Genomic DNA, 20,873 nt, shown 5'->3' with positions numbered 1-20,873 from the left:
TAAAATACGGATAAAAAAGATGGCTTATCAGCTGTTTCTCAACTGATAAGCCATTTTCCTGTAATAAAATCTATTTAACCTATGGTTTTAATTGAAGCTCGTAAATGTTTATTTATGAAGCTTGTCCCTCTTCTACTGTTTCTTTAACGAGTTCTTCTTTCTCTTTTAGGCGATCCGCTTTCCATCCCCAATACGATGCAAGTAATGGACCTGAGATATTATGCCATACACTGAAAATTGCACTTGGTACTGCAGCTAACGGACTAAAGTGCGCTAGTGCTAATGCTGCACCAAGGCCAGAATTTTGCATTCCAACCTCAATAGAAACAGCCTTTTGATCTTCGTAGTTTAGTTTTAATACTTTTGCTACTAAGAACCCGAACAGTAAACCTAAACCATTGTGTAAAATAACAACTGCAAAGATTAATAAGCCTGTATCAAGAATTTTATCGCGACTTCCACTTACAACAGCAGCTACAATTGCAACAATCGCTACTACTGATACAAGAGGCATAACACCATTAGCCACTTCCGTTTTACTTTTGAAGATAATCTTCACTACAATGCCTAAGAAAATTGGAATTAATACGATTTTAACAACTGATAGGAACATAGCACTCGCTGAAACATTCAACCATTCGCTAGCTAAAAAATATATAATTGCTGGAGTTAATAATGGCGCTAGTAATGTTGTAATAGAAGTAATCGTTACAGATAAAGCAGTATTTCCTTTTGCAAGGAATGTCATAACATTTGAAGCTGTACCCCCTGGGCAAGCCCCAACTAAAATTACACCAACTGCAACTTCTGGAGGTAACTGAAGACCTTTGGCCAATAAGTATGCAACAGACGGCATGATGATGAATTGTGCTAAAACACCGATAATCACACCTTTAGGTTGTTTTAAAACCAATTTAAAATCTCCAAGTGATAGTGTCATTCCCATACCGAACATGACAATTCCAAGTAATAATGATATATAAGGTCCAATCCATGTAAATTGATCTGGAGCATATAAGGCTAAGCCTGCAGCTAACAATACCCAAAGCGCAAAGGTATTCCCAGCAAATTTACTTATCTTTTCTAACATCTGCATGTTAACAACCTCCTTTAATTTTTACATTATAATGGAAATATTTTAAATTATCAAACTATTTTTAAAAAACATTCATATTCATATACATTTTATTTATAAGTGAATCAATTTCATAATGCTAAATTCATATAAAATATACGAACATTTAATGATATTCATTGTAGAGCGAAGAACGGCGAGTCCTCGAAAATACATCCGCATTCCCTTCGAGCGATGTTATTTCAGTGAGGTTCATTTAGAGTCCTACGAGAAAAGCTTGAACTGAAAGCCCCGTAGGAACGTTGTGAAGTCACTGAAAAAGTAAAAATAGATGAAAATTTATAAATAAAAATCTTGTATAGTTATCTTTGTTGATGTGGAATTAGCGCAGACTCCTGCGGGAAAGCGAGACAGGTGAGACCCCGCAGTGAAGCAAAAATTCTTTTTGCCCCACAAAAAGAATTTTCTGCGACGAAGCTAGCGAAGCGATGCAGGAGCACAATGTTTTAGCTTCCGAGGAGGCTCAACGCTCGCCCGCGGAAAGCGAAGCTAATTCCACATCATGCAGAATACAGATTATTACTATTAATATTTGTATTTAATTACCTATAGATAGCTATCTCTAATAAACTCGATTTTGTTCATAGAAAAAACCCCATCCATATTGGATGAGGCTAAAATTAGATTAATAATTAAGCATGTTTTTCAGTAAATTGAGAAGTGGCTTCTTGCACTTCTTCCTTCACTTTTACATTTTCTGATTCGATTTGTGTGTCACGTCTCCACGGAATCATGTTGAAGACAATATTTAATACGATGGCCGTTACACTACCAGCAACAATTCCGTTACTCGTTAAAATACGAGCAGTTTCTGGTAATACCTTAAAGATGTCAGGAACGACTGTTACACCTAGACCCAAACCAATTGAGCAAGCAATAATCATCGCATTTCCTTCTGATTCACGAACAGCGGCACCTAACATTTTAATACCTTGTGAAACAACCATACCGAACATAGCAATCATGGCACCACCAAGTACAGCAGTTGGGATAATTGTCGTTAATGCAGCAATTTTAGGTAAGAACCCTAATGATACAAGTAAAATCCCTGTGACAAAGATAACAGCACGATTTTTTACACCTGTCATTTCCATTAAACCAACGTTTTGAGAAAACGCTGTGTAAGGGAATGAGTTGAAAATACCACCAATGATTGAAGCTAAACCTTCTGAACGATAACCACGAGCAAGCGCTTTATCATTAATTGGTGTATTGGTCATATTACTTAATGCAAAGTAAGAACCTGTTGATTCGACAAGTGATACAAGTGCAACCAATGTCATTGTAATGATTGGTACAACATGGAATTCAGGTGTTGCAAAATAGAATGGTGTCACAATTTGTCCCCAAGCAGCTTCTTTAACTGGTGCAAAGTCTACCATACCCATCAAAGTAGCAGCAACAGTACCTAGCACTAAACCGATTAAAATAGCAATAGAACGAACGAAACCTTTAGTAAAACGATACAATAAGATAATAACAGCTAATGTTCCAAATGAAAGCGAAATGTTTGCAACAGATCCGAAATCTGGAGCACCTAGACCACCACCAGCATTATTAATTGCAACCGGAATTAATGTAATACCTATAACTGTTACAACACAACCTGTCACAATCGGCGGGAAGAATTTCACCAGTTTTCCAAAAAAGCCTGAAATAAGAACAACGATTAAACCGGATGCAATTACTGCACCATAAATAGCTCCTAAACCAAATTTCGTACCAATTCCGATAATTGGTGTTACAGCTGTAAATGTACATCCAAGAACTAATGGTAATCCGATACCAAAAACTTTACCACGAGCAACTTGCAATAATGTAGCAATTCCGCACATCATAATATCAATTGATACTAAATACGTTAACTGAGTTGAATCAAATTTTAGAGCGCCACCAATAATTAATGGTACTAAAATCGCGCCTGCATACATTGCTAGTAAATGCTGAATTCCTAGTGTTGCAAGTTTTACCTTGTTCATCGATCAGTTGCCTCCTAAGCAAATTGTACTTTTCCGTTTTCTAATGAAGAAACAATAGCTAATGAATCAACGCGATAACCTTGTTCGCGTAAGAACTTTCCTCCAGGTTGGAAACCTTTTTCTATTACAATGCCGATACCACTTGTCGTAGCTTCTGCTTGTTTTACAATATCAAGTAAACCTTTTGCAGCTTCTCCGTTTGCTAAGAAATCATCGATGATTAATACTACATCATCCTTATTTAGATAATCCTTTGAAACAGAAATTGTACTTGTTATTTTCTTTGTGAATGAGTAAACATCTGCAGAATAGAAATTATCTGTCAATGTTACGGATTTACGTTTACGAGCAAAAACAACAGGAATCCCTAAAATAAGTCCAGCCATTACTGCTGGTGCGATACCTGATGATTCAATCGTAAGGATTTTTGTTAAACCTGCATCTTTATAAAGATCTGCAAACTCTTGACCAATTTCTTGCATGAGTTTTGGATCGATTTGATGATTCAAAAATGAATCTACTTTTAAAACGTCTCCTGATAAGACTTTACCTTCACTAACGATTTTGTCCTGAAGTGCTTTCAAACTTAGGATCTCCCTTCTTGTTTCGTGTTCTTCGTTTTTTACCTGTGTGTTCCGCCTTTAAATAATATCCAGCTGCGGCGGCTAGACTCTCGAGGGTGCACAGGATGTGTACCCGATAGCCGTTGCGACACGATGTCGCGCTTTTAGGCTATCCTCTTTGAAACAGTCCCTCGGTCGAAAACTGAAGTGATGTTTTCGATTCGGGCCTTCCAATGATTGTCGAGTCTGAACGAGCCACCTCGGCTTTTAAATAAAAAAGCCCAAAGAACTTGTACATCCAATCATCTACGAGTGGAGCAAAGTCCTTCGAGCTTTAAAGTCGATAGGAATAGTAAATAAAATACTAATTGAGTAAGCTAATTACTATTTATATTGCTTCTCATAGTCAGCCCATTTACGGTGAACTGGTAGAAACTTGCGAGCCATATTCTCGCTATTATATGAGTGAATGATATTTTGTTTTAGATTTGAGAATGTTACAAGTATAGCATTCTATAGACAATTTTCAACAAAATATTTAAATGTAAAACAATTCAGAAAATTCCCAAACCCGAATATTCAAAAATATATAAGAGAAAATATAGGCATTATGCGAACATTAATAAGTAAGTAACCCTAAATATACGCTGATTCGACGTTTAATCATTACAAAAAGGCTAATCTATTTCAGATATCTAAACCTGAGATAGATTAGCCTTATATTTAATCGTGATTTAGTCGATCAGATGTAAAATCTGCATCCTCTAAACGAACAATTTTAGTTTTATGTTTCCATTTGTAACCGAACCAAAGGATTAAGAAGATTGGTAAACCAATATAGGATACTAATACACCGTACCAATCAATATGATCTTCCGTAAAAGCTGTATAGTTTTGTCCTAATACAACAATCATACATAATACAAACGCAAAGATTGGACCGAATGGGAAGAAACCTGAACGATAAGGTAATTCAGATAAATCATGACCTTGTGCAACAAATGCTTTACGGAAACGATAATGACTTGCCGCAATTCCTAACCATGCGATGAAACCACACATTCCTGATGCATTTAACAACCAAGTATATACAGTACCTGTACCAAATAATGATGCTAAAAATGATAAACAAGCTACTAGAACTGTTGCAACAAGTGCAGCTACTGGTACACCGCGTTTGTTTAATTTTTTAAAGATTTTAGGTGCTTTACCTTCCATCGCTAATTGCCAAAGAGTACGAGATGATGCATATAAACCAGAGTTACCCGCTGATAAAATAGCTGTTAAAATTACAGCATTCATAATGGATGCTGCAAATGCAACGCCTGCATTTTCAAATACCAAAGTAAATGGACTTACTGTTACATCATCACTATTAGCAAGACGTGGATCTGTATAAGGGATTAACAAACTAATAGCTAAAATCGCCAGAATATAGAATAACAAGATTCGCCAGAAAATTTGACGAACTGCTTTTGGAATTGTTTTACCAGGATTTTTTGTTTCCCCGGCAGTAATTCCAAGTAATTCTGTTCCCTGGAATGAGAATCCAGCAGCCAAGAAAATACCAAATGTTGCAAAGAAACCACCATGGAAAGGTGCATCTCCTTTAAAGAAGTTTTCAAATCCAACTGGTGCTTTGCCTCCAAGAATACCAAATATCATTAAGAAGCTGACAATCAAGAAGATGATAACTGTAGCTACTTTAATGAAAGCAAACCAATATTCACTTTCCCCGAAACTATTAACAGATAAGTAGTTCAATACAAAAATAATTACTAAAAACGCTGCACTCCAAATAAATGAAGGCGTATCTGGGAACCAATATTTCATAACGATAGAAACGGCTGAAATTTCTGCTGCGATGGTAATAGCCCAGTTATACCAATAGTTCCAACCTAGCGCAAATCCTAAAGCTGGATCGATAAATTTAGATGCATAGGTATTAAATGAACCAGAAACCGGCATATATGCAGCCATTTCCCCAAGACTTGTCATCAAGAAGAATACCATGATACCTATTAAACCGTAAGCTAGTAATGCACCACCAGGTCCTGCAGCCGCAATCGAGTTACCACTTGCTAATAGTAAACCTGTACCGATGGTGCCACCAAGTGAAATCATCGTAACATGACGACTTTTTAAACCTCTATTTAAGCTCGGTTGTTCACCAGAGCTTGTATTTTTTGTACTCATAGTTCTCCTCTTTCCCATTTTCATTGCAAGAAAGGTCGGGTTGAAGTCAATTCAGCTTCGGACACGAGCCCGTAGCTATAAAAATAAAAATACCATCACAAGGATGCTTGAGATGGTATCTAAAATTCCCCATCAACCTTGATAAAGATAGCTCAACACGTCGTTTCAGACGTGACAGTTCTGTACCTTTCGATAACAGCCCCAGCATTGCTAATAAAAAGCTTACCAACACTTCGGCAATATTCCCTTTTTAATCGAGTCCTTAATGCTTTCTCATCTCGTCGATTATACTTATGAATATCGCGACCTCTACCTCATCTATTGGATGAGGCATGCAATATATAGTTTTAATATGTTTCTCATTATAATACACTATACACTCGATAACAAGACATAAAACACCTGGTACTTTAATACAATATAAGTTTTAAATATCTTAACCTTTTATTTTGTGTCGAAATATTGAAATTTACTATCTATTAATGATACGGTTGCTAAAGGAGCTTATTGATAAAGGAGGTTAAAGGATTGGCTTCACAACAATCAGCTAGATTAAGCAAAAAACTAAATTGGAATCGAAATACTTGGATACTTGTACTTGGTATTGTTTTTATTGCTGCTACTTTACGTTCTCCACTTACTTCGGTAGGTCCAATTATATCTTATATAAAAGAAGGATTAGATATTTCTAATGTACTTGCTGGGTTTATAACAACAATTCCATTATTAGCATTTGCAATTGTGTCACCATTTGCTCCAAAATTCGCAAGTAGATTTGGGTTTGAAAAAACATTACTATTTGCAATGGGGATTTTAGCAGTAGGTATTTTAATCCGTTCGTTTGGAAATACATTTTCCCTATTATTTGGGACTGCATTAATCGGGATTGCTATTGCATTTGGTAATGTTTTGTTACCAGCTCTTATTAAATTGAAATTCCCATTACAAGTGGGATTACTCACTTCTCTCTTCACGCTTGCAATGAACATTACAGCAAGTGTCGCAGCAGGTGTTAGTTATCCAATAGCTGGTACCTCTTTTGGTTGGAAGGGCGCACTCGGTTGCTGGATTATCCTAACCATTATTGCCATTATCGTATGGTTGCCTCAATTACGCAAGAAAGCAGAGCTAAAGGAAAATCATAAACATACGAAGTTAGATAAACCTATTTGGAAATATCCCTTAACTTGGGCGATTACACTAGCAATGGGATTGCAATCTCTAATATTCTATACAACAGCCGCTTGGATTCCTGCCATGTTAGAAGCCCAAGGAATGAGTGCAAATCAAGCTGGATGGATGTTTTCAATTATGCAATTTTCACAATTGCCTATGACTTTTCTTATTCCTATATTAGCAGGACGAAAATCCGATCAACGATCACTAGTAGTAATGTTCGGTTCATTTTATGTGGTCGGCTTTGCAGGAATATTAATGAATTTAACTTCACTAACTATGTTGTGGATGATCCTAATTGGACTTGCAGGTGGGGCATCATTTGGACTAGCCATGATGTTCTTCTCTTTACGTACACATAATGCACTAGAAGCTGCTGAACTTTCTGGGACAGCACAATCTATCGGATACTTACTTGCAGCAGTTGGACCAGTTCTCTATGGTTATATACATGATTTATTTGAAAGCTGGCATGCAGCAAATATACTTTATGCAATTACAGTTGTAGGTTTAATCATCTCAGCATGGATTTCAGCAAAAGATCGCTATGTAACGCCAGAAAAGTAAAAAAACTTGAACGACATAGTCGTTCAAGTTTTTTTACGATTGCATAATTCGATGTAAAATTTCCTTTTCTAATTTTGTTAGATCAGGGTCAGAGATTCCTCTAGGACGGGGTACATTATTTTTTACATCCATTGTAATAGTACCATCTTCAATTAAAATAATTCGGTCACCTAATCTTACTGCTTCTTGTACATCATGTGTGACAAGTAATGCTGTAAATCCTTTTTCAAGCCATAATGTTTCGATTAGATTTTGCATTTCCAAACGGGTTAATGCATCTAATGCGCTCAATGGTTCATCAAATAATAATAATGAGGGATTATTGACTAAAGCTCTCGCTAGAGCTACACGCTGTTGTTGTCCACCTGACAAAGTAGATGGCCATTGATCTTTATAATCTATTAACCCTACATGATCTAGTGTCTTTTCAGCTGCATCTTTCCACTTGCCATTTAATCCAATTCCAACATTATTCAAAACACTTTTCCAAGGAAGCAATCGCGAATCTTGATACATCATACGAAGCTTTGCTTCCGACTTTTGAATAGGCACTTGATTGAATGTAATTGTACCTGATGTTGGCTCTTCTAACCCTGCTGCTAGACGAAGCAAAGTACTTTTACCACTACCACTTTTACCAACAATAACAACGAACTCGCCAGCTTCAATAGGCAATGAAAGGTTTTTTAAAACTGTTTTATCCCCGAACATTTTTTCAATTTTTTCTATTCGGATATCAATTCCTTGCTTATTTTGAACTTTTTCAAGCGGAAAAGCCACAACCATATTTTCACCCCTCTTAGATTAGTAAGCCTTATGCCAGCGGAGAGCTTTTCTTTCTCCAAAGCGTGCTAGAAGGTCTGCTAGTTTCCCGAACAATGCATATAAAATAATTGTAATAATAATAATGTCCGTTTGCATGAACTGTTGAGCAGTTGTTGCAAGATAACCAACACCGCGAGTAGTCGCGATTGTTTCTGCTACAATCAATGTCATCCACATTACCCCGAGTGCATATCGTAAACCAACGAAAATAGAGGGTAGTGCACCTGGAAGTAAGATTTCTTTGAATAATTTCCATCCTTTTAAGCCGTACATACGCCCCATTTCAATATAACCTGGGTCAATATTACGAATACCATGTAATGTATTGATGTAGAGAGGGAACATTACTCCGATTGCAACTAAGAAAATTTTCGCTGCTTCATCAATACCAAACCAAATGATCACAAGTGGAACAAGTGCTAAATTCGGTACGTTACGGATCATTTGCAACGAAGTATCTGTGAATGCAAATGACATTTTCGATAATCCATTTGAAATTCCTAATAAGAACCCTATACTTCCGCCGATTAGTAAACCGACGAAAGCACGACCTAAGCTTCCTTCAAGATGGTAGAGTAATTGACCTGAAATCAGTAATTTATAAAAGCTCTTAACAACCGTTTCTGGTGTGGGCACTAATTGTGTGGATACAACACCAAATGTAGCTGTCAATTGCCATCCGATTAAAAAGAGAACAGGAATTACCCATGGCAAAACTTTATAAACTACTCTTTTCATGATGGGCACCCCTATTCTTCAATCTTAACTACTCGTTCAGAAACCTTTACTGGTTGTGGAATTAGACCCACTTTTGCATAATAGTCGGCTTGTTTTTGTTGAGTTTCAGTTATTTCATCGTTCATATAATCTAATCCATACGTACGACGTTCAGTTGCACGCGCAATTACTTTTTCGTCAATGCCAAGTGATTTAGCTACAAGTTTTACAACTTCTGGTTTGTTTTTATTCGCCCAATTATCTGATTTAGCAATCGAATCTAAAATAATTTTAACTAATTCAGGATGCTTTTTGTTAAAGTCTTCATTTGCATAGTAGAAAGTACGGTTTGGATAGTTATAATCTTTTCCTTCAGTTAAATTAATTGTATCTAAGTCTATTTCAGCACTAGCGAAGAATGGATCGTATGTTCCAAGCGCATCAATTTTCTTTGTTTCAAAAGCTGTACGCAGTTGCGATGCGTCTTGTAGATATACCCACTCTACATCATCTAATTTTAAACCTGCATCTTCTATTGCTAACATTGCTAAATAGTGGTGGTTTCCGCCTTTTAAGACGCCTATTTTTTTGCCTTTTAGTGCTTGAATATCTTGAATACCAGAATCCTTGTGTACTAATAAACCAATACCTTCTGGGTTAGGCTTATCTGCACCAACATATACAAATGGTTTGTTCCCTGCTTGAGCATTAATTCCGGAACCATCTGCCGCATGACCAAAGTCAATATTACCTGTGAATAATCCTTCTAATAAAGTACCACCATGGCTAAATTCACGCCATTCTACTTTATAACCTTCTTCTTTTAGTGCTTTGTCTAGAAAACCACTTTCTTTTAAAATATTGATTGTATTCCCTTTTTGGTAACCTATTTTTACTACTTTGTCATCGTTTGAACCAGCACTTGAAGCTTTCGAATCGGAAGTCTTTGATCCGCAAGCGGCAAGAGCCAATACCATTATGCCTAGTATTACTAACGATAAAATTCGACTTATTTTCTTCATCCATTACACCTCTTATTCATATTTACTAACTTGGTTTTGAAGCTTTTTAAATTACTTTTTAAAATGGTAACGTCCATTGTGTAATTCGACTGTTTTATCTTCACTTGCACCTACGAAATTTGCTTGGAATGGTACTTCACCATGTTCATCTAGAATACTTTGAACAATACCATCACCATTTGGACTGGCAAAATGGAGATCTCCACCATGAAGTGCTAATACTTCGACATGTGCATTCAATTCTTTGTCCTCATATGATGCTTTTGAAACTAAATCTAAATAAAGAGCCCACTTTTTAGCAGTTTCTACGGAATCTTTTACTGCGAAAGTAGGACCTGCAAATTCGATTCCTAATTGTTGATGACCAATTACACCTTGTTCTATTTGTTCGATACGGCGTTTTTCATCATCGTCATCCCATTGAATAATAAACGGTAATTTTAATGAATCATTCTCTTCCCCACCGAAAAGCAAGCGCCAGCTAATGACACTGCCGTCTGGACGTTTTCGATAAAGTGGGTGTGGACCAGACACCGTTAGGCCCTTTTCACGCCATTCTTTCGCGACAACTTCTATATCAGTTGTGCGAGAAGCAAAACGAATGAATCCTTCTCTAAAATCTGCATCGATAATGGTTTCCATCATACTGTGATGTGCTTGTTTTGCGTTTTTCACTAGATCCCGGTCATATGTCCCAAGAAATTCTAGATAGCTTAAGTCAAAATAACTTAAAGCATTGTAAGTACCGCGACCTTCATGTACACCACCATCTACTGCATGAATATTTTGCTCTTTTAATTCAGCGATAAAATCTTCTGGTTTATCTAAAAAGTGTACTAAATGGTCAAATTGTAGCTGTACCATCTGTCCATCCCCCTTTTATTTTTCAAATAAATAATGCGCAATAATTGTGACGAAAGACTTCTGAATTTCGAGCAATGCATGTTCATCGAAATCGAATTTTGGATGGTGATGAGGAAATTGCGTTGCAGGATCGTTGTTATGTGAGCCAACTTTGAAATACGTACCCGGTTTTTCAAGTAAGTAATAAGCAAAATCTTCAGCACCCATTGTAGGCTCTAAATCTTGAACACGGTCTTTACCGAATTGTTTTTCGAAAAGACTTTTAGCTAATGCTGTTTCTTTCGGATGATTGTAAAGTGCCGGATAACCGTGCAAGTAATCAATTTCAGCTGTTGCATGAGCTGATGATGCTGCACCTTCAACGATTGAGTAAATTTCTTTTTTTACTTTTTGACGGACATCCTCAGTCATCGTACGAACCGTACCTTCGATTATTGCTGAGTCTGCAATAATATTGAAAGCACTCCCTGCGTGAAAAACACCAATTGTCACAACTGCTGGATCAAATGGATTTAAACGTCTGCTAACTACTTGCTGTAAGTCACTGACGATTTTACCACCTAAGACGATTGAATCGATTGCTTCATGGGGGCGAGCTCCGTGGCCACCTAGGCCTTGTAGAGTAATTTTAAATTTATCTACTGCAGCCATTCGATAACCTTCGCCAACGGAGATCTTTCCTACTGGATTCCCTGAATCAAGATGTGCACCGAAGATAACATCAACAGCTTCTAGCGCTCCATCTTCCACCATATATTTAGCACCACCAGGAGGTGTTTCTTCTGCTGGTTGGAAGATAAATTTCACTGTCCCATAAATCTTATCTTTGTGCTGTGTCAATACTCTTGCAACTGAAAGTAATGCAGATGTATGACCATCATGACCACAAGCATGCATTACACCCGGATTTTGAGATTTATACGAAACCTCTTTTAAATCTATGATAGGTAACGCATCAAAATCTGCTCTAAGAGCCACCGTTTGACCATCATAAGCACCCTTTAAAGTACCAATTAAACCGTTACCACCTATATGCCTTTTTACTTCAATACCAAAACTTTCTAATTTTTCAGCAATAAATTTTGCGGTTTCTTGTTCTTGAAATGAAAGTTCAGGATTTTGGTGTAAATGTCTTCTCCATGAAACGGTCTCCTCAAAATGTTGATCTATATCATTGAAAATACTCCGGATTACTTCATCATTTGTTGAAGTTGTCATGATACCCCTCCTCATATTATGTATTCTTATATGTTTACTCATATTTAAGGTGAAAATATAGGCCAATTTCTGATGAGTTGGAAATTGACTTTATAGTTCATCAAATAGCTCTTATCTATCAAGCTTTCACTTTCTAGATTTAGACCCTTGTTTTTAGTGGTTGCTTAGATTTCATAAGGAAAGTCCCTTCGTCTCTCTTCACAAGAATCCTTATCAGTTTAGTATGCTTTAAACTTTATAGACTATAATAATGCATCATTGCTTGTAAATCAATACTTTTTTTGAAAATTCTTTTTATTATCACCTCAAAGCATTCAGAGCACTTTTTGTGATATCAGCTCTAATATACGCAAAAAACTTTGGACAAAATCCAAAGTTTTTTACATAATTTTTATTTCTTAATAAGGTGATTTTTGATAAGAATACTCAGGTGATTTCTTTGTATTATCATACTGTTTATGAAAAATATGAGTCGCGGCTGGTGACAACGGTGGTATTAGCCATGTCCAGTTACCTGTAACATCGCGATCTGCTGAAGCCTCATTTACTTCAAAACGTTTAAATTGTTGCGCTGCAGTATGATGATCGACGATACTTACGCCATCTTCCTTAAAAGAAAAAAGTACGGCTACATTTAGTTCTACTAATGCACGATCACGCCATAAGCTTGAATTCGATGTAGTGTTTAAACCCATTCTCTCTGCAACAATTGGTAACATGTTATACCGATATTCATCTGCTAAATTGCGAGCGCCGATTTCAGTTCCCATATACCAGCCATTAAACGGAGCCGCTGCATAGGTAATGCCTCCTACTTCTAGCTTCATACTTGAAATCATTGGTACTGCATACCATTTCATATGTAAATCAGCAAACCAATCAAATTCAGGATGTCGCAAAGGAACTTCTTTTATATATTCTTGCGGAATATCAAAGAATCGAGGTGGATGATCCTCAATCTGAATTACTAATGGCAACACATCAAACTGTCCACCATTTCCTTGCCACCCTAATTCTATGCATTGTTTTGTAAAAGCAAGTGAATCAGGATCTCCAATTACTGAACCATCTTCTTGTTCATAACCAGCATAGCGAATCAGCTGGTGATTCCAAATTCGTACTTTTTTTGGTTCGAAGATGGAAATCGTAGGTCGTATTTTTCCATCATTCGTAGCAAAGTCTATATGTTCTAAGAGCTTTTCATAAATTATCTCTTCATCTATTATCACACGTTGATCCTTTACTTGTAGAGATTGCCAAAACAAACGTCCGATACACTTATTACTATTTCTCCACGCCACTCTTGCTCCATAAGCGAGTTCGTCTGTAGTATGTGTATAATGTCCATGCTCTGTAATTTGCTGTTCAACTTCTCCTAGTCGTTGATTCATTTGCTCTTCTGGCAAATCATTCTCAGCATAATACATCTTTATAAAATCCATTGCCTTATTTAACATCGACATAATCCTGTTAAAACCCTCCTATTGAAACTCATGTACTTCTATCATAAAGGAAATATTTAGACTAAAAAATATGTAGATAAAATACTAATTTATATCTCAAATTTTATTCTAACCAGCTACGGTACATAATATTAAAAGATTTCCGAAGAATATACATAAATTAAAAGAGGCTATTCAGTAGATAATATTCTACTAAATAGCCTTATGTTATCTTTTTAATCGAAATATGTTTACCTAGTTGTCAGTCGAAATGAATTTTTTCTGCAAGATATAATAGGATTCTTTTAACCGATAGGTAGACTTTGGTAGATCCCAATTATCCCAGCTATATTGTTCAAATGCAGGGATCATCTTTTTTTCTGCTTTCGGGAATGAATCTAACAATTTCCCCTGATTATTTACATAAGCAACTCCCACCTGAATTCCATTTACTTTTTCACTTGCTGAAAAGTTTAATTCGCTTATGTTCCCCATAATTTCTTTCGTGCTAGGGTCTTTAAAATTCAACAAAAGCCAAGGAATACGTAACTCTATGGTATTTTCCTTTTCATTAATATTAAAATCAACTAATGAGTTATAGTCCTTACTAGCAGGATTTCCATTCCCTTCTTTCAACTTACCCGTTTCATAGTATGAAAAAGGAATAACCTTTTCAGTCGTAGGAATGGTAAAACTATCATTTAATACGTAACGAATAGGAGAAAATAAACCTGTATTTCCTTTGCTATAATAATCGAATCCTGCTCTATAGCCCCTATAAAGAGCTGCAAATAAATCATATTGACGATCCACTAAGACATGTGCATCATTTTTACTTTTAATTGGTACAATGAAATCAAGTCCATTTTTTGTATGAACCATTGGCATTTGCTTAATGGAGGTATTACCTTTTCCTTGTAACGTATCTAGTAGTAATACTGGATAGCCTTGTTTTAAGTCATTCATTTTTATCTTGTAATATAAATAACGTTCATCATGGTCGACCATTAAAGATTGCAATTCCCCATTGCCACCTTTATAGAGTTCTTTAGCTTCGGACCAATCATCATACTTTCCATCCACTTTTATCTTTAATCGATCAAAACTTAATAGGCCAAATTGCTGCTCGTTCGTTTGAGCATTCGACCAATAAGGGCGACGATTTGGATCATCATAATCCATCGTATTCCAAGTTCTTTTAAACCACTCATCCTGCCATGTAAAGGCAAGTCCTCCTAAAAGCCCCTCATGTTCAATATCTTCATACAAATGCACTAAGATATCACCTTGTTCCTTTTCAGATAAATGACCTTGATTCCAACCGTAGATATTTGTATGGGTCATTCCTCTAGCAGACGGAACACCAAATTCAGCAACTAAAATGGGTAGTTTATGTGCCTTATGCAAATCATGTAAATATCCAGCATAGTTATTTTTCTTCCCTCTAAAATCAACAAAATTTTTATAATCATAGTTCATTGATTCCGGGTAATAAGGATAGATATGATAACTCGCAAATTCCTTGGTCAATGTATATGGACCTTTTAAATGAATAACATTCGGATTAACAGAAACTAAATCTTCCTCTTCACTTGGTTCTGAAGGATGTTTTAAAAGGTCTGTTGTCACCCAGTTCGTGAAGCTTAGTGGGCGTATCCAATTATATTTTTCCAATTCATATGTTGCCGTATAATCCATTTGTGTAGCTAACCAGTTCTCAAAAGGAGAGGCATTTTTTGCCTCGACATATTTCCCCTTATAGTCGTGCATTGTTTTATTCAATTTATTTGTTGATTGAACCATTTCAGGATCCCATTCAATCCCAAGTATCCATCCAATTACATATTTAGATATATCCGCATTATACGCGCCAGAAGCATGTCCTGCTTTTGGTAAAATTAATGCATTTCCATGAATAATATCTATTGTCTTTTTTATTTCATTTTGAAAATTAATGGTTCCTACTTTATCAAAGGCATTGCCCTTACTAACCAGTCTTTCCTCGTCAATCCATACTCCATGGAGAACATATATAGGGTTTTTATGACTTTCATTGTATTTTTTTAATGCATTATAAAACCCGGGTGGGTGGATTGTATAAACTCGGATTGTATTGGCTCCTAGTTTACCAATGTCTTTAAACCACTGATAATACTCATCTTCTGTAATAGCTGTTTCCCCTGGAAAATAACCAGGTTTCGCAATACCAACATTTACTCCTTTGATCTTCATACTTTGCCATTTATCGTCTATTTTAACTTCCATTTTGTCGTCAGATATTTTAGCTGTGTATTGAACATCATGATTATTTTCAGTTTTCTTCTTGCTTATATTTTCTTTATCATCGTTTTTATTGTCATAAGCCTGTTTTAAAATTTCTTTCATCATAGGAACATATGCATCAAAATAAAATGCTGAATCTGAAAATCTATTAGCGTATTTATTGATTGTAAGAATGCCTTTCATTTTGTAAAAGTTTGGCGCAGTTGAAATATCATTAAAATCTCCTGCTAAATAATAGGTTGTTGCACTCTTAATTTGTGTTTTATTTACTGCTACAAAGGATGTCGGAATATTATTATCTGTTAATTTCTCTTGCCCTTTTTTGGTTAAATTCCAATCATAATTAGCCAATACATTTCTTTTATCTTCTGATGTCACAATGTCAAACCAATAATTATATTTGACGCTCTTTTCAATATTGAACTCTTTTTTACCCTGTTCAGTGAATTTTAACCAAATCCCCTTGTTATCTATATCTTCTCCCGTTTTTAAGACAACAATCTCATTTTCTCTTTCATTAATTAATATAAAACCCTTACCTTTATATCCCCAATTACTACCGTATTTATCAACTATCCATTTAGGAATTTCATTGTTTTTACGATAATCCAATTCATCAAAATATCGACCCATCCATCCAGATGACTGAATACCTAAAACACTGCTCATATGATTTCTTACTGTTTCATCAGTTGGGGATGCTAATGTATTAAATTCGGCTACTAACGTACTTTTTTTGTCCTCATTTAATCGATTAACGATTGCTTTCCATTCATTCATTTTTAGTCCGCCGTATACTAGATTAGATCGCTCTCCTTCTCGATTTTTGTTTATCCAAGGAAAATCATCTTGATATACTCCATATGTATCGGCAATGTAAATGACATCATCATTTTCATATGAATCTGGTAAATCTTTTATAGAATACGTCTTTTTACTGGTATTCGGTTTAAATCCAAAATAATCATCCAGTTTATATGAATCATTATTTGAATCTACATATTTTAAGGTCTTTAATAACCAATTCAATCCTAAGTGTTCTCTATAGGATTCATCCGGTACCGTTTTATCAATTATTGCAATTTGTAGCTTTTTTTCATCTTCTAGTTGCCAAAGTATACATGATAAAGAAATGACAAGAATAAAAAAAGCAAAGATTCCTATAATCTTTTTCATTCTGTATCCCCCTCTTTCCTATCTAAACCTTTTCTGGTCATTTCCCCCCAACTTCTTTTACCAGCAAAATAATTAATAAGCCCTTCAAATCTAAATAGTAAAGTTAAAGGTTTATACCATAAAACTTCTGTAAAGGAGAGGATTAATAGATTGAATAAGTCTTTTATTTTAGGATAGCTTTTCATTGTCCAACTTTCTAATATGATTGACAGCATAGAGAATAACGTTCCATACAAAATAAACAGCAATAACAATAGAACAGCAAATTCAAAATAGACTTTTCCTGTAAAGAATGCATAAATCACATAGATATATCCTCCCAATTCCACAATAGGACCTAAACATTCAATAATAAAATAATAAGGAAAAGCAATCATTCCAATGCGCCCGTATTTTGGATTTAGCATCATCTGACGATTTTTCCATAGACTTTCCATTAACCCTTGATGCCAACGACTCCTTTGTTTTCGAAGTGTATGAACTGTTTCAGGTGCTTCTGTCCAGCATACTGGATCTGGAACGAAGAGAATTTTTTTCTTTTCCTTTTTTTCTCTCGTTAATCGATGAAGCCGCACTACCAACTCCATGTCTTCACCAATTGTATTTGTTAGATATCCCCCTGCTTCAATTACATATTTTTTTGCAAATACACTGAAAGCACCTGAAATAATCAAAACCATATTTGACTTACTAAAAGCAATTCTTCCCATTAAAAATGCACGGAAATATTCAATAACTTGCATCACAACAAGTGGTTTTTTCGAAAATCCTAAACTCATGATCGAGCCCATTTGTATATCTGATCCATTTGCAATTTTTACGCTTCCTCCAGTTGCAATGACATCATCCGATTGAATTATTGGTTCCATTACTCGTAATAACGAATTGGTATCTAAAATGCAATCACCATCAATTGAACAAAAATAAGGATACTTCGATACATTTATACCGCAATTCAATGCATCTGCTTTTCCACCATTTTCTTTATCTACTAATAATATTTTTTTATTAATTGTAGATTGGTATACTGCTCGTATTGAATTCGTATCAATTTGCTTTCGAACCACTTTTTCTACTTTTTCCATTTTGAAATTTTTTATTAAGACATCGAGCGTTTTATCTGTCGATCCATCATTAATAATGATAATTTCATATTCAGGATAATTTATGCATAACAATGATTGAACTGTATCTATAATATTTTGCTGCTCATTGTATGCAGGAACTAATACGGACACTGGTTTTGAGAACTGAATATCATTTAATTCTTCATATAGATTTAATTTATCTAATTGGCGATCTTTCCATAAAGTAAATAAAGAAAAAATTAACATAATCGTATAACTAACTACGATAATTAGCACATAAATCAATACTAAATATATAAATGGATGATATAGAATTTGTTTTATTAAATAATCCATTTTTATGCTCCTAACGACTCTAAAATAATCTCTTTAGCGTACGGATCTTCTGTTTGTCTATAAAGTACCTTTAGTACTTTCTCACCATTCTTTTGATCTGCAATCATTTGCACTGTATGATATCTCACCCACCATGAGCGATCAGATATCAAAACTTTTAGGTAATCCATTATTTCATCTAATAGAAAATATTTTAGTAATTTTGCAAATAACATTCTTTCTCTCCAATCATCTGCATAAAAAAATGGTTCATACACTTCAATTGATTGAACAAAACCTATTTCTAATATCGCCTTTAATGCATGTAGACGAATTTCTATATTCTCATCTTTTATCGCTTGATGAAGGAAATCTCTGCACTCTAACAAACTTTTAGATCCTATTGTATCGATAACTGCAATTTTTTGATTTTGCGTTAACGATACAAAGGTTTGCATTATTTCTTTTATACTATCTTCTTCCAATAAAACTAATACATTGTATAATTCAGTATTACTTATTCTATTAGTAGAGCTTTTTAATGGCTTCATTAATTGTTCAGGCATTAAAAGTGCGATAACTTTGTACATTTCAAAATACTCTTTTTGCGAAAATTCCCTCGAACTATTTAAAAGTTCCAATACATCAGGCGCTAAAGACTGCATTTGAAAGTCGAGTATTTTATATAAAGCGTTTATACGTATGCCCCATCTTCTGCTTCTAAGATTTTTTTTATAATGTACATAAAGGTTTTTTTCAGCATATGAGTGTATCCGAATAATGACATCCTGATCGCTTAACAAATGTATATATTTTGTAAGAATTATTTCCATTGCTTTGATTTGGTGGGGGTTTTGAATATTCTCAAGAGTTTCAGTTGGATAACCTTCTATAAAGTAGCGATAGCATAGTGGTAAAAATTCTTCTATATTTTTCTGCACTTTATTATCATTTTGCATTTGTAGCATTCGATTATTAATAAGATAAAGAGAACCACAAATAATTAGTACAGCGATACAAAGAATAGCTATTATCAAAAGTAATATTTTACTCATTATATTCGAATCCTCTTAATCATTTGTTTTAACTCTGCTCTTACTACACTTAAATTAAACGGTTTAATAATAAAACCATCTACTCCCGATTCATAAGCATAAATCATATCTTCTGGCGCCTGTTGTTTCGAAATAATATAAATAATATATTTTCCGTTATTTGGCATCGAACGTAATTCATGTAACAATTGCAAACCATTCTTTTTAGGTAAGGCGTAGTTCATTAATATTAAATGCATATGATCAGAGTGATACCAAGAGGAATCTAGAAAACTTTGACCATCAAAAAAAGAACGTATATCTAATTCAAAATTTTCGACGTCTATTTTTCCCATCATTTCATGAAAAATATTGTTTGTAATTTGGTCATTTTCTATAATACTCACTTTTAAAGTATCAGATTCTGGTATTTGATATTTTGCTACCGCTTTATAAGAAAATGCTTCTTCTGCTAATACTTCTTTTAAAGCATTGGTCCCATCTATATAAATTTCTTCAAATGAGGCTTGAGTATTATTAATTTCAACTATACTTGAACACCATTTAATTTCCTGCATTATTAAGACTTCTTCTCTTGCCTTATTTATTCTGTTTAAATAATAAATTCCCTCTAATTCTTTTGAGTTTGGCAGCATAATTAACCAACCTTCATAGTCTGGGAGTTTTGTTAATATATCCGATCCCCTTAATGTATCGGATAGAAATTGGTTCGTATTCTCGTATTGCATTTCTATTTTCGAAGTATTCAAATTGCTTTTTTGAGAAGTATTTTTAATATTAATAAATATTAAGGTCAATGGACTTTTTGTTCGTTTATTATTATTAGAAATAAAATTGAAAAACCTAAAAAACTCTTGAAACTCAACTAATTTTGAATGTTGTACAATTGGAGGATTTATTGTGCTATTCATCTTACTATATACCTTCCTTCAATTTTAAAATTTCTTCTTATCATCGACTGACCATAGTAATAAGGTTATATTAACATGTTTACCTGAACAAACCCCATTATCTGTTAGAGTTTATTCAATAATTAGGCAGGCAATACAAATTAAAAAGGAGGTTCATTTTGAAATGGACCATCCTCAAATTTATTTTATCAATCTGTATGGAGAATTCATATGAAAAAAATCGCTTGTTTTTTAAGATGATGCAAGTCACTGTTAATAACAGTACACCTTACCCTAAAAATACACTTCGAATACCTTTCCAGTCTACTAATACCCCGCTTAGCAAAGCTAAGTCTATTTTC

15 protein-coding genes and 2 riboswitches are annotated in these 20,873 nt (G+C 34.7%); of the genes, 1 reads left to right on the top strand and 14 read right to left on the bottom strand.

The window, feature by feature from the left end; translation table 11 throughout:
- Nucleotides 1-112: 112 nt before the first annotated feature.
- The 4 genes from ABE048_RS06510 to ABE048_RS06495 all read right to left on the bottom strand — a co-directional run bounded on the left by ABE048_RS06510 (nt 113) and on the right by ABE048_RS06495 (nt 5,873).
- Nucleotides 113-1,096 (bottom strand): bile acid:sodium symporter family protein, encoded by a 984-nt coding sequence (locus tag ABE048_RS06510; protein WP_430310027.1) that lies wholly within the window; start codon nt 1,094-1,096, stop codon nt 113-115.
- 671 nt (nt 1,097-1,767) lie between these two features.
- Nucleotides 1,768-3,114 carry a nucleobase:cation symporter-2 family protein gene (locus tag ABE048_RS06505; protein ID WP_430310025.1) on the bottom strand — a complete coding sequence of 449 codons (1,347 nt, stop codon included), beginning with the start codon at nt 3,112-3,114 and terminating at the stop codon, nt 1,768-1,770.
- A 14-nt stretch (nt 3,115-3,128) separates the two neighbouring features.
- A complete protein-coding gene (locus ABE048_RS06500) occupies nt 3,129-3,698 on the bottom strand; it encodes a xanthine phosphoribosyltransferase (protein ID WP_430310023.1) in 570 nt (189 codons plus the stop codon).
- Nucleotides 3,699-4,060: 362 nt separating this feature from the next.
- Nucleotides 4,061-4,162, bottom strand: a riboswitch (purine riboswitch).
- Between the two features lie 238 nt (nt 4,163-4,400).
- Nucleotides 4,401-5,873, bottom strand: coding sequence for an amino acid permease (locus tag ABE048_RS06495; protein ID WP_430310021.1), 1,473 nt, complete (start codon nt 5,871-5,873; stop codon nt 4,401-4,403).
- A gap of 140 nt (nt 5,874-6,013) precedes the next feature.
- Nucleotides 6,014-6,193: riboswitch (Lysine riboswitch) on the bottom strand.
- Between the two features lie 208 nt (nt 6,194-6,401).
- Here ABE048_RS06495 and ABE048_RS06490 point away from each other — a divergent pair.
- Nucleotides 6,402-7,616 (top strand): CynX/NimT family MFS transporter, encoded by a 1,215-nt coding sequence (locus tag ABE048_RS06490; protein ID WP_430310019.1) that lies wholly within the window; start codon nt 6,402-6,404, stop codon nt 7,614-7,616.
- 33 nt (nt 7,617-7,649) lie between these two features.
- Here the strand turns inward: ABE048_RS06490 and ABE048_RS06485 are convergent, their stop codons facing one another.
- From ABE048_RS06485 to ABE048_RS06440, 10 genes are all read right to left on the bottom strand, one after another.
- On the bottom strand, nt 7,650-8,402 hold the full coding sequence (locus tag ABE048_RS06485) for an ATP-binding cassette domain-containing protein (RefSeq protein WP_430310017.1): 753 nt from the start codon (nt 8,400-8,402) through the stop codon (nt 7,650-7,652).
- An 18-nt stretch (nt 8,403-8,420) separates the two neighbouring features.
- Nucleotides 8,421-9,179, bottom strand: a complete 759-nt coding sequence (locus ABE048_RS06480; RefSeq protein ID WP_430310015.1) for an ABC transporter permease subunit — start codon at nt 9,177-9,179, stop codon at nt 8,421-8,423.
- A gap of 11 nt (nt 9,180-9,190) precedes the next feature.
- Nucleotides 9,191-10,180, bottom strand: a complete 990-nt coding sequence (locus tag ABE048_RS06475) for an aliphatic sulfonate ABC transporter substrate-binding protein (RefSeq protein ID WP_430310013.1) — start codon at nt 10,178-10,180, stop codon at nt 9,191-9,193.
- Between the two features lie 51 nt (nt 10,181-10,231).
- Nucleotides 10,232-11,044: a VOC family protein gene (locus tag ABE048_RS06470; protein ID WP_430310011.1), complete on the bottom strand. Its 813-nt coding sequence runs from the start codon at nt 11,042-11,044 to the stop codon at nt 10,232-10,234.
- Nucleotides 11,045-11,059: 15 nt separating this feature from the next.
- Nucleotides 11,060-12,262 (bottom strand): M20 metallopeptidase family protein, encoded by a 1,203-nt coding sequence (locus ABE048_RS06465; RefSeq protein WP_430310009.1) that lies wholly within the window; start codon nt 12,260-12,262, stop codon nt 11,060-11,062.
- Nucleotides 12,263-12,660: 398 nt separating this feature from the next.
- Nucleotides 12,661-13,725: a nitric oxide synthase oxygenase gene (locus ABE048_RS06460; protein ID WP_430310007.1), complete on the bottom strand. Its 1,065-nt coding sequence runs from the start codon at nt 13,723-13,725 to the stop codon at nt 12,661-12,663.
- Nucleotides 13,726-13,959: 234 nt separating this feature from the next.
- Nucleotides 13,960-17,163 carry a hypothetical protein gene (locus ABE048_RS06455; protein ID WP_430310005.1) on the bottom strand — a complete coding sequence of 1,068 codons (3,204 nt, stop codon included), beginning with the start codon at nt 17,161-17,163 and terminating at the stop codon, nt 13,960-13,962.
- Nucleotides 17,160-18,587 carry a glycosyltransferase family 2 protein gene (locus ABE048_RS06450; RefSeq protein ID WP_430310003.1) on the bottom strand — a complete coding sequence of 476 codons (1,428 nt, stop codon included), beginning with the start codon at nt 18,585-18,587 and terminating at the stop codon, nt 17,160-17,162. Before ABE048_RS06450 ends, ABE048_RS06455 begins: the two co-directional genes overlap by 4 nt.
- 2 nt (nt 18,588-18,589) lie before the next feature.
- On the bottom strand, nt 18,590-19,621 hold the full coding sequence (locus ABE048_RS06445; protein ID WP_430310001.1) for a HEAT repeat domain-containing protein: 1,032 nt from the start codon (nt 19,619-19,621) through the stop codon (nt 18,590-18,592).
- Nucleotides 19,621-20,532 (bottom strand): response regulator, encoded by a 912-nt coding sequence (locus ABE048_RS06440; protein WP_430309999.1) that lies wholly within the window; start codon nt 20,530-20,532, stop codon nt 19,621-19,623. Before ABE048_RS06440 ends, ABE048_RS06445 begins: the two co-directional genes overlap by 1 nt.
- Nucleotides 20,533-20,873: the final 341 nt, after the last annotated feature.

This window comes from Rummeliibacillus pycnus, from assembly GCF_050459865.1.
In the GTDB taxonomy this organism is placed as follows: Bacteria; Bacillota; Bacilli; order Bacillales_A; family Planococcaceae; genus Rummeliibacillus; species Rummeliibacillus pycnus_B.
This window is presented reverse-complemented; position numbering and strand designations above follow the sequence as displayed.

Bases quoted from the DNA above. Each gene is read 5' to 3' on its own strand.
- ABE048_RS06510 (WP_430310027.1), bottom strand. From the start codon at position 1,096: ATGCAGATGTTAGAAAAGATAAGTAAATTTGCTGGGAATACCTTTGCG.
- ABE048_RS06505 (WP_430310025.1), bottom strand. From the start codon at position 3,114: ATGAACAAGGTAAAACTTGCAACACTAGGAATTCAGCATTTACTAGCA.
- ABE048_RS06495 (WP_430310021.1), bottom strand. From the start codon at position 5,873: ATGAGTACAAAAAATACAAGCTCTGGTGAACAACCGAGCTTAAATAGA.
- ABE048_RS06485 (WP_430310017.1), bottom strand. From the start codon at position 8,402: ATGGTTGTGGCTTTTCCGCTTGAAAAAGTTCAAAATAAGCAAGGAATT.
- ABE048_RS06480 (WP_430310015.1), bottom strand. From the start codon at position 9,179: ATGAAAAGAGTAGTTTATAAAGTTTTGCCATGGGTAATTCCTGTTCTC.
- ABE048_RS06475 (WP_430310013.1), bottom strand. From the start codon at position 10,180: ATGAAGAAAATAAGTCGAATTTTATCGTTAGTAATACTAGGCATAATG.
- ABE048_RS06470 (WP_430310011.1), bottom strand. From the start codon at position 11,044: ATGGTACAGCTACAATTTGACCATTTAGTACACTTTTTAGATAAACCA.
- ABE048_RS06465 (WP_430310009.1), bottom strand. From the start codon at position 12,262: ATGACAACTTCAACAAATGATGAAGTAATCCGGAGTATTTTCAATGAT.
- ABE048_RS06460 (WP_430310007.1), bottom strand. From the start codon at position 13,725: ATGTCGATGTTAAATAAGGCAATGGATTTTATAAAGATGTATTATGCT.
- ABE048_RS06455 (WP_430310005.1), bottom strand. From the start codon at position 17,163: ATGAAAAAGATTATAGGAATCTTTGCTTTTTTTATTCTTGTCATTTCT.
- ABE048_RS06450 (WP_430310003.1), bottom strand. From the start codon at position 18,587: ATGGATTATTTAATAAAACAAATTCTATATCATCCATTTATATATTTA.
- ABE048_RS06445 (WP_430310001.1), bottom strand. From the start codon at position 19,621: ATGAGTAAAATATTACTTTTGATAATAGCTATTCTTTGTATCGCTGTA.
- ABE048_RS06440 (WP_430309999.1), bottom strand. From the start codon at position 20,532: ATGAATAGCACAATAAATCCTCCAATTGTACAACATTCAAAATTAGTT.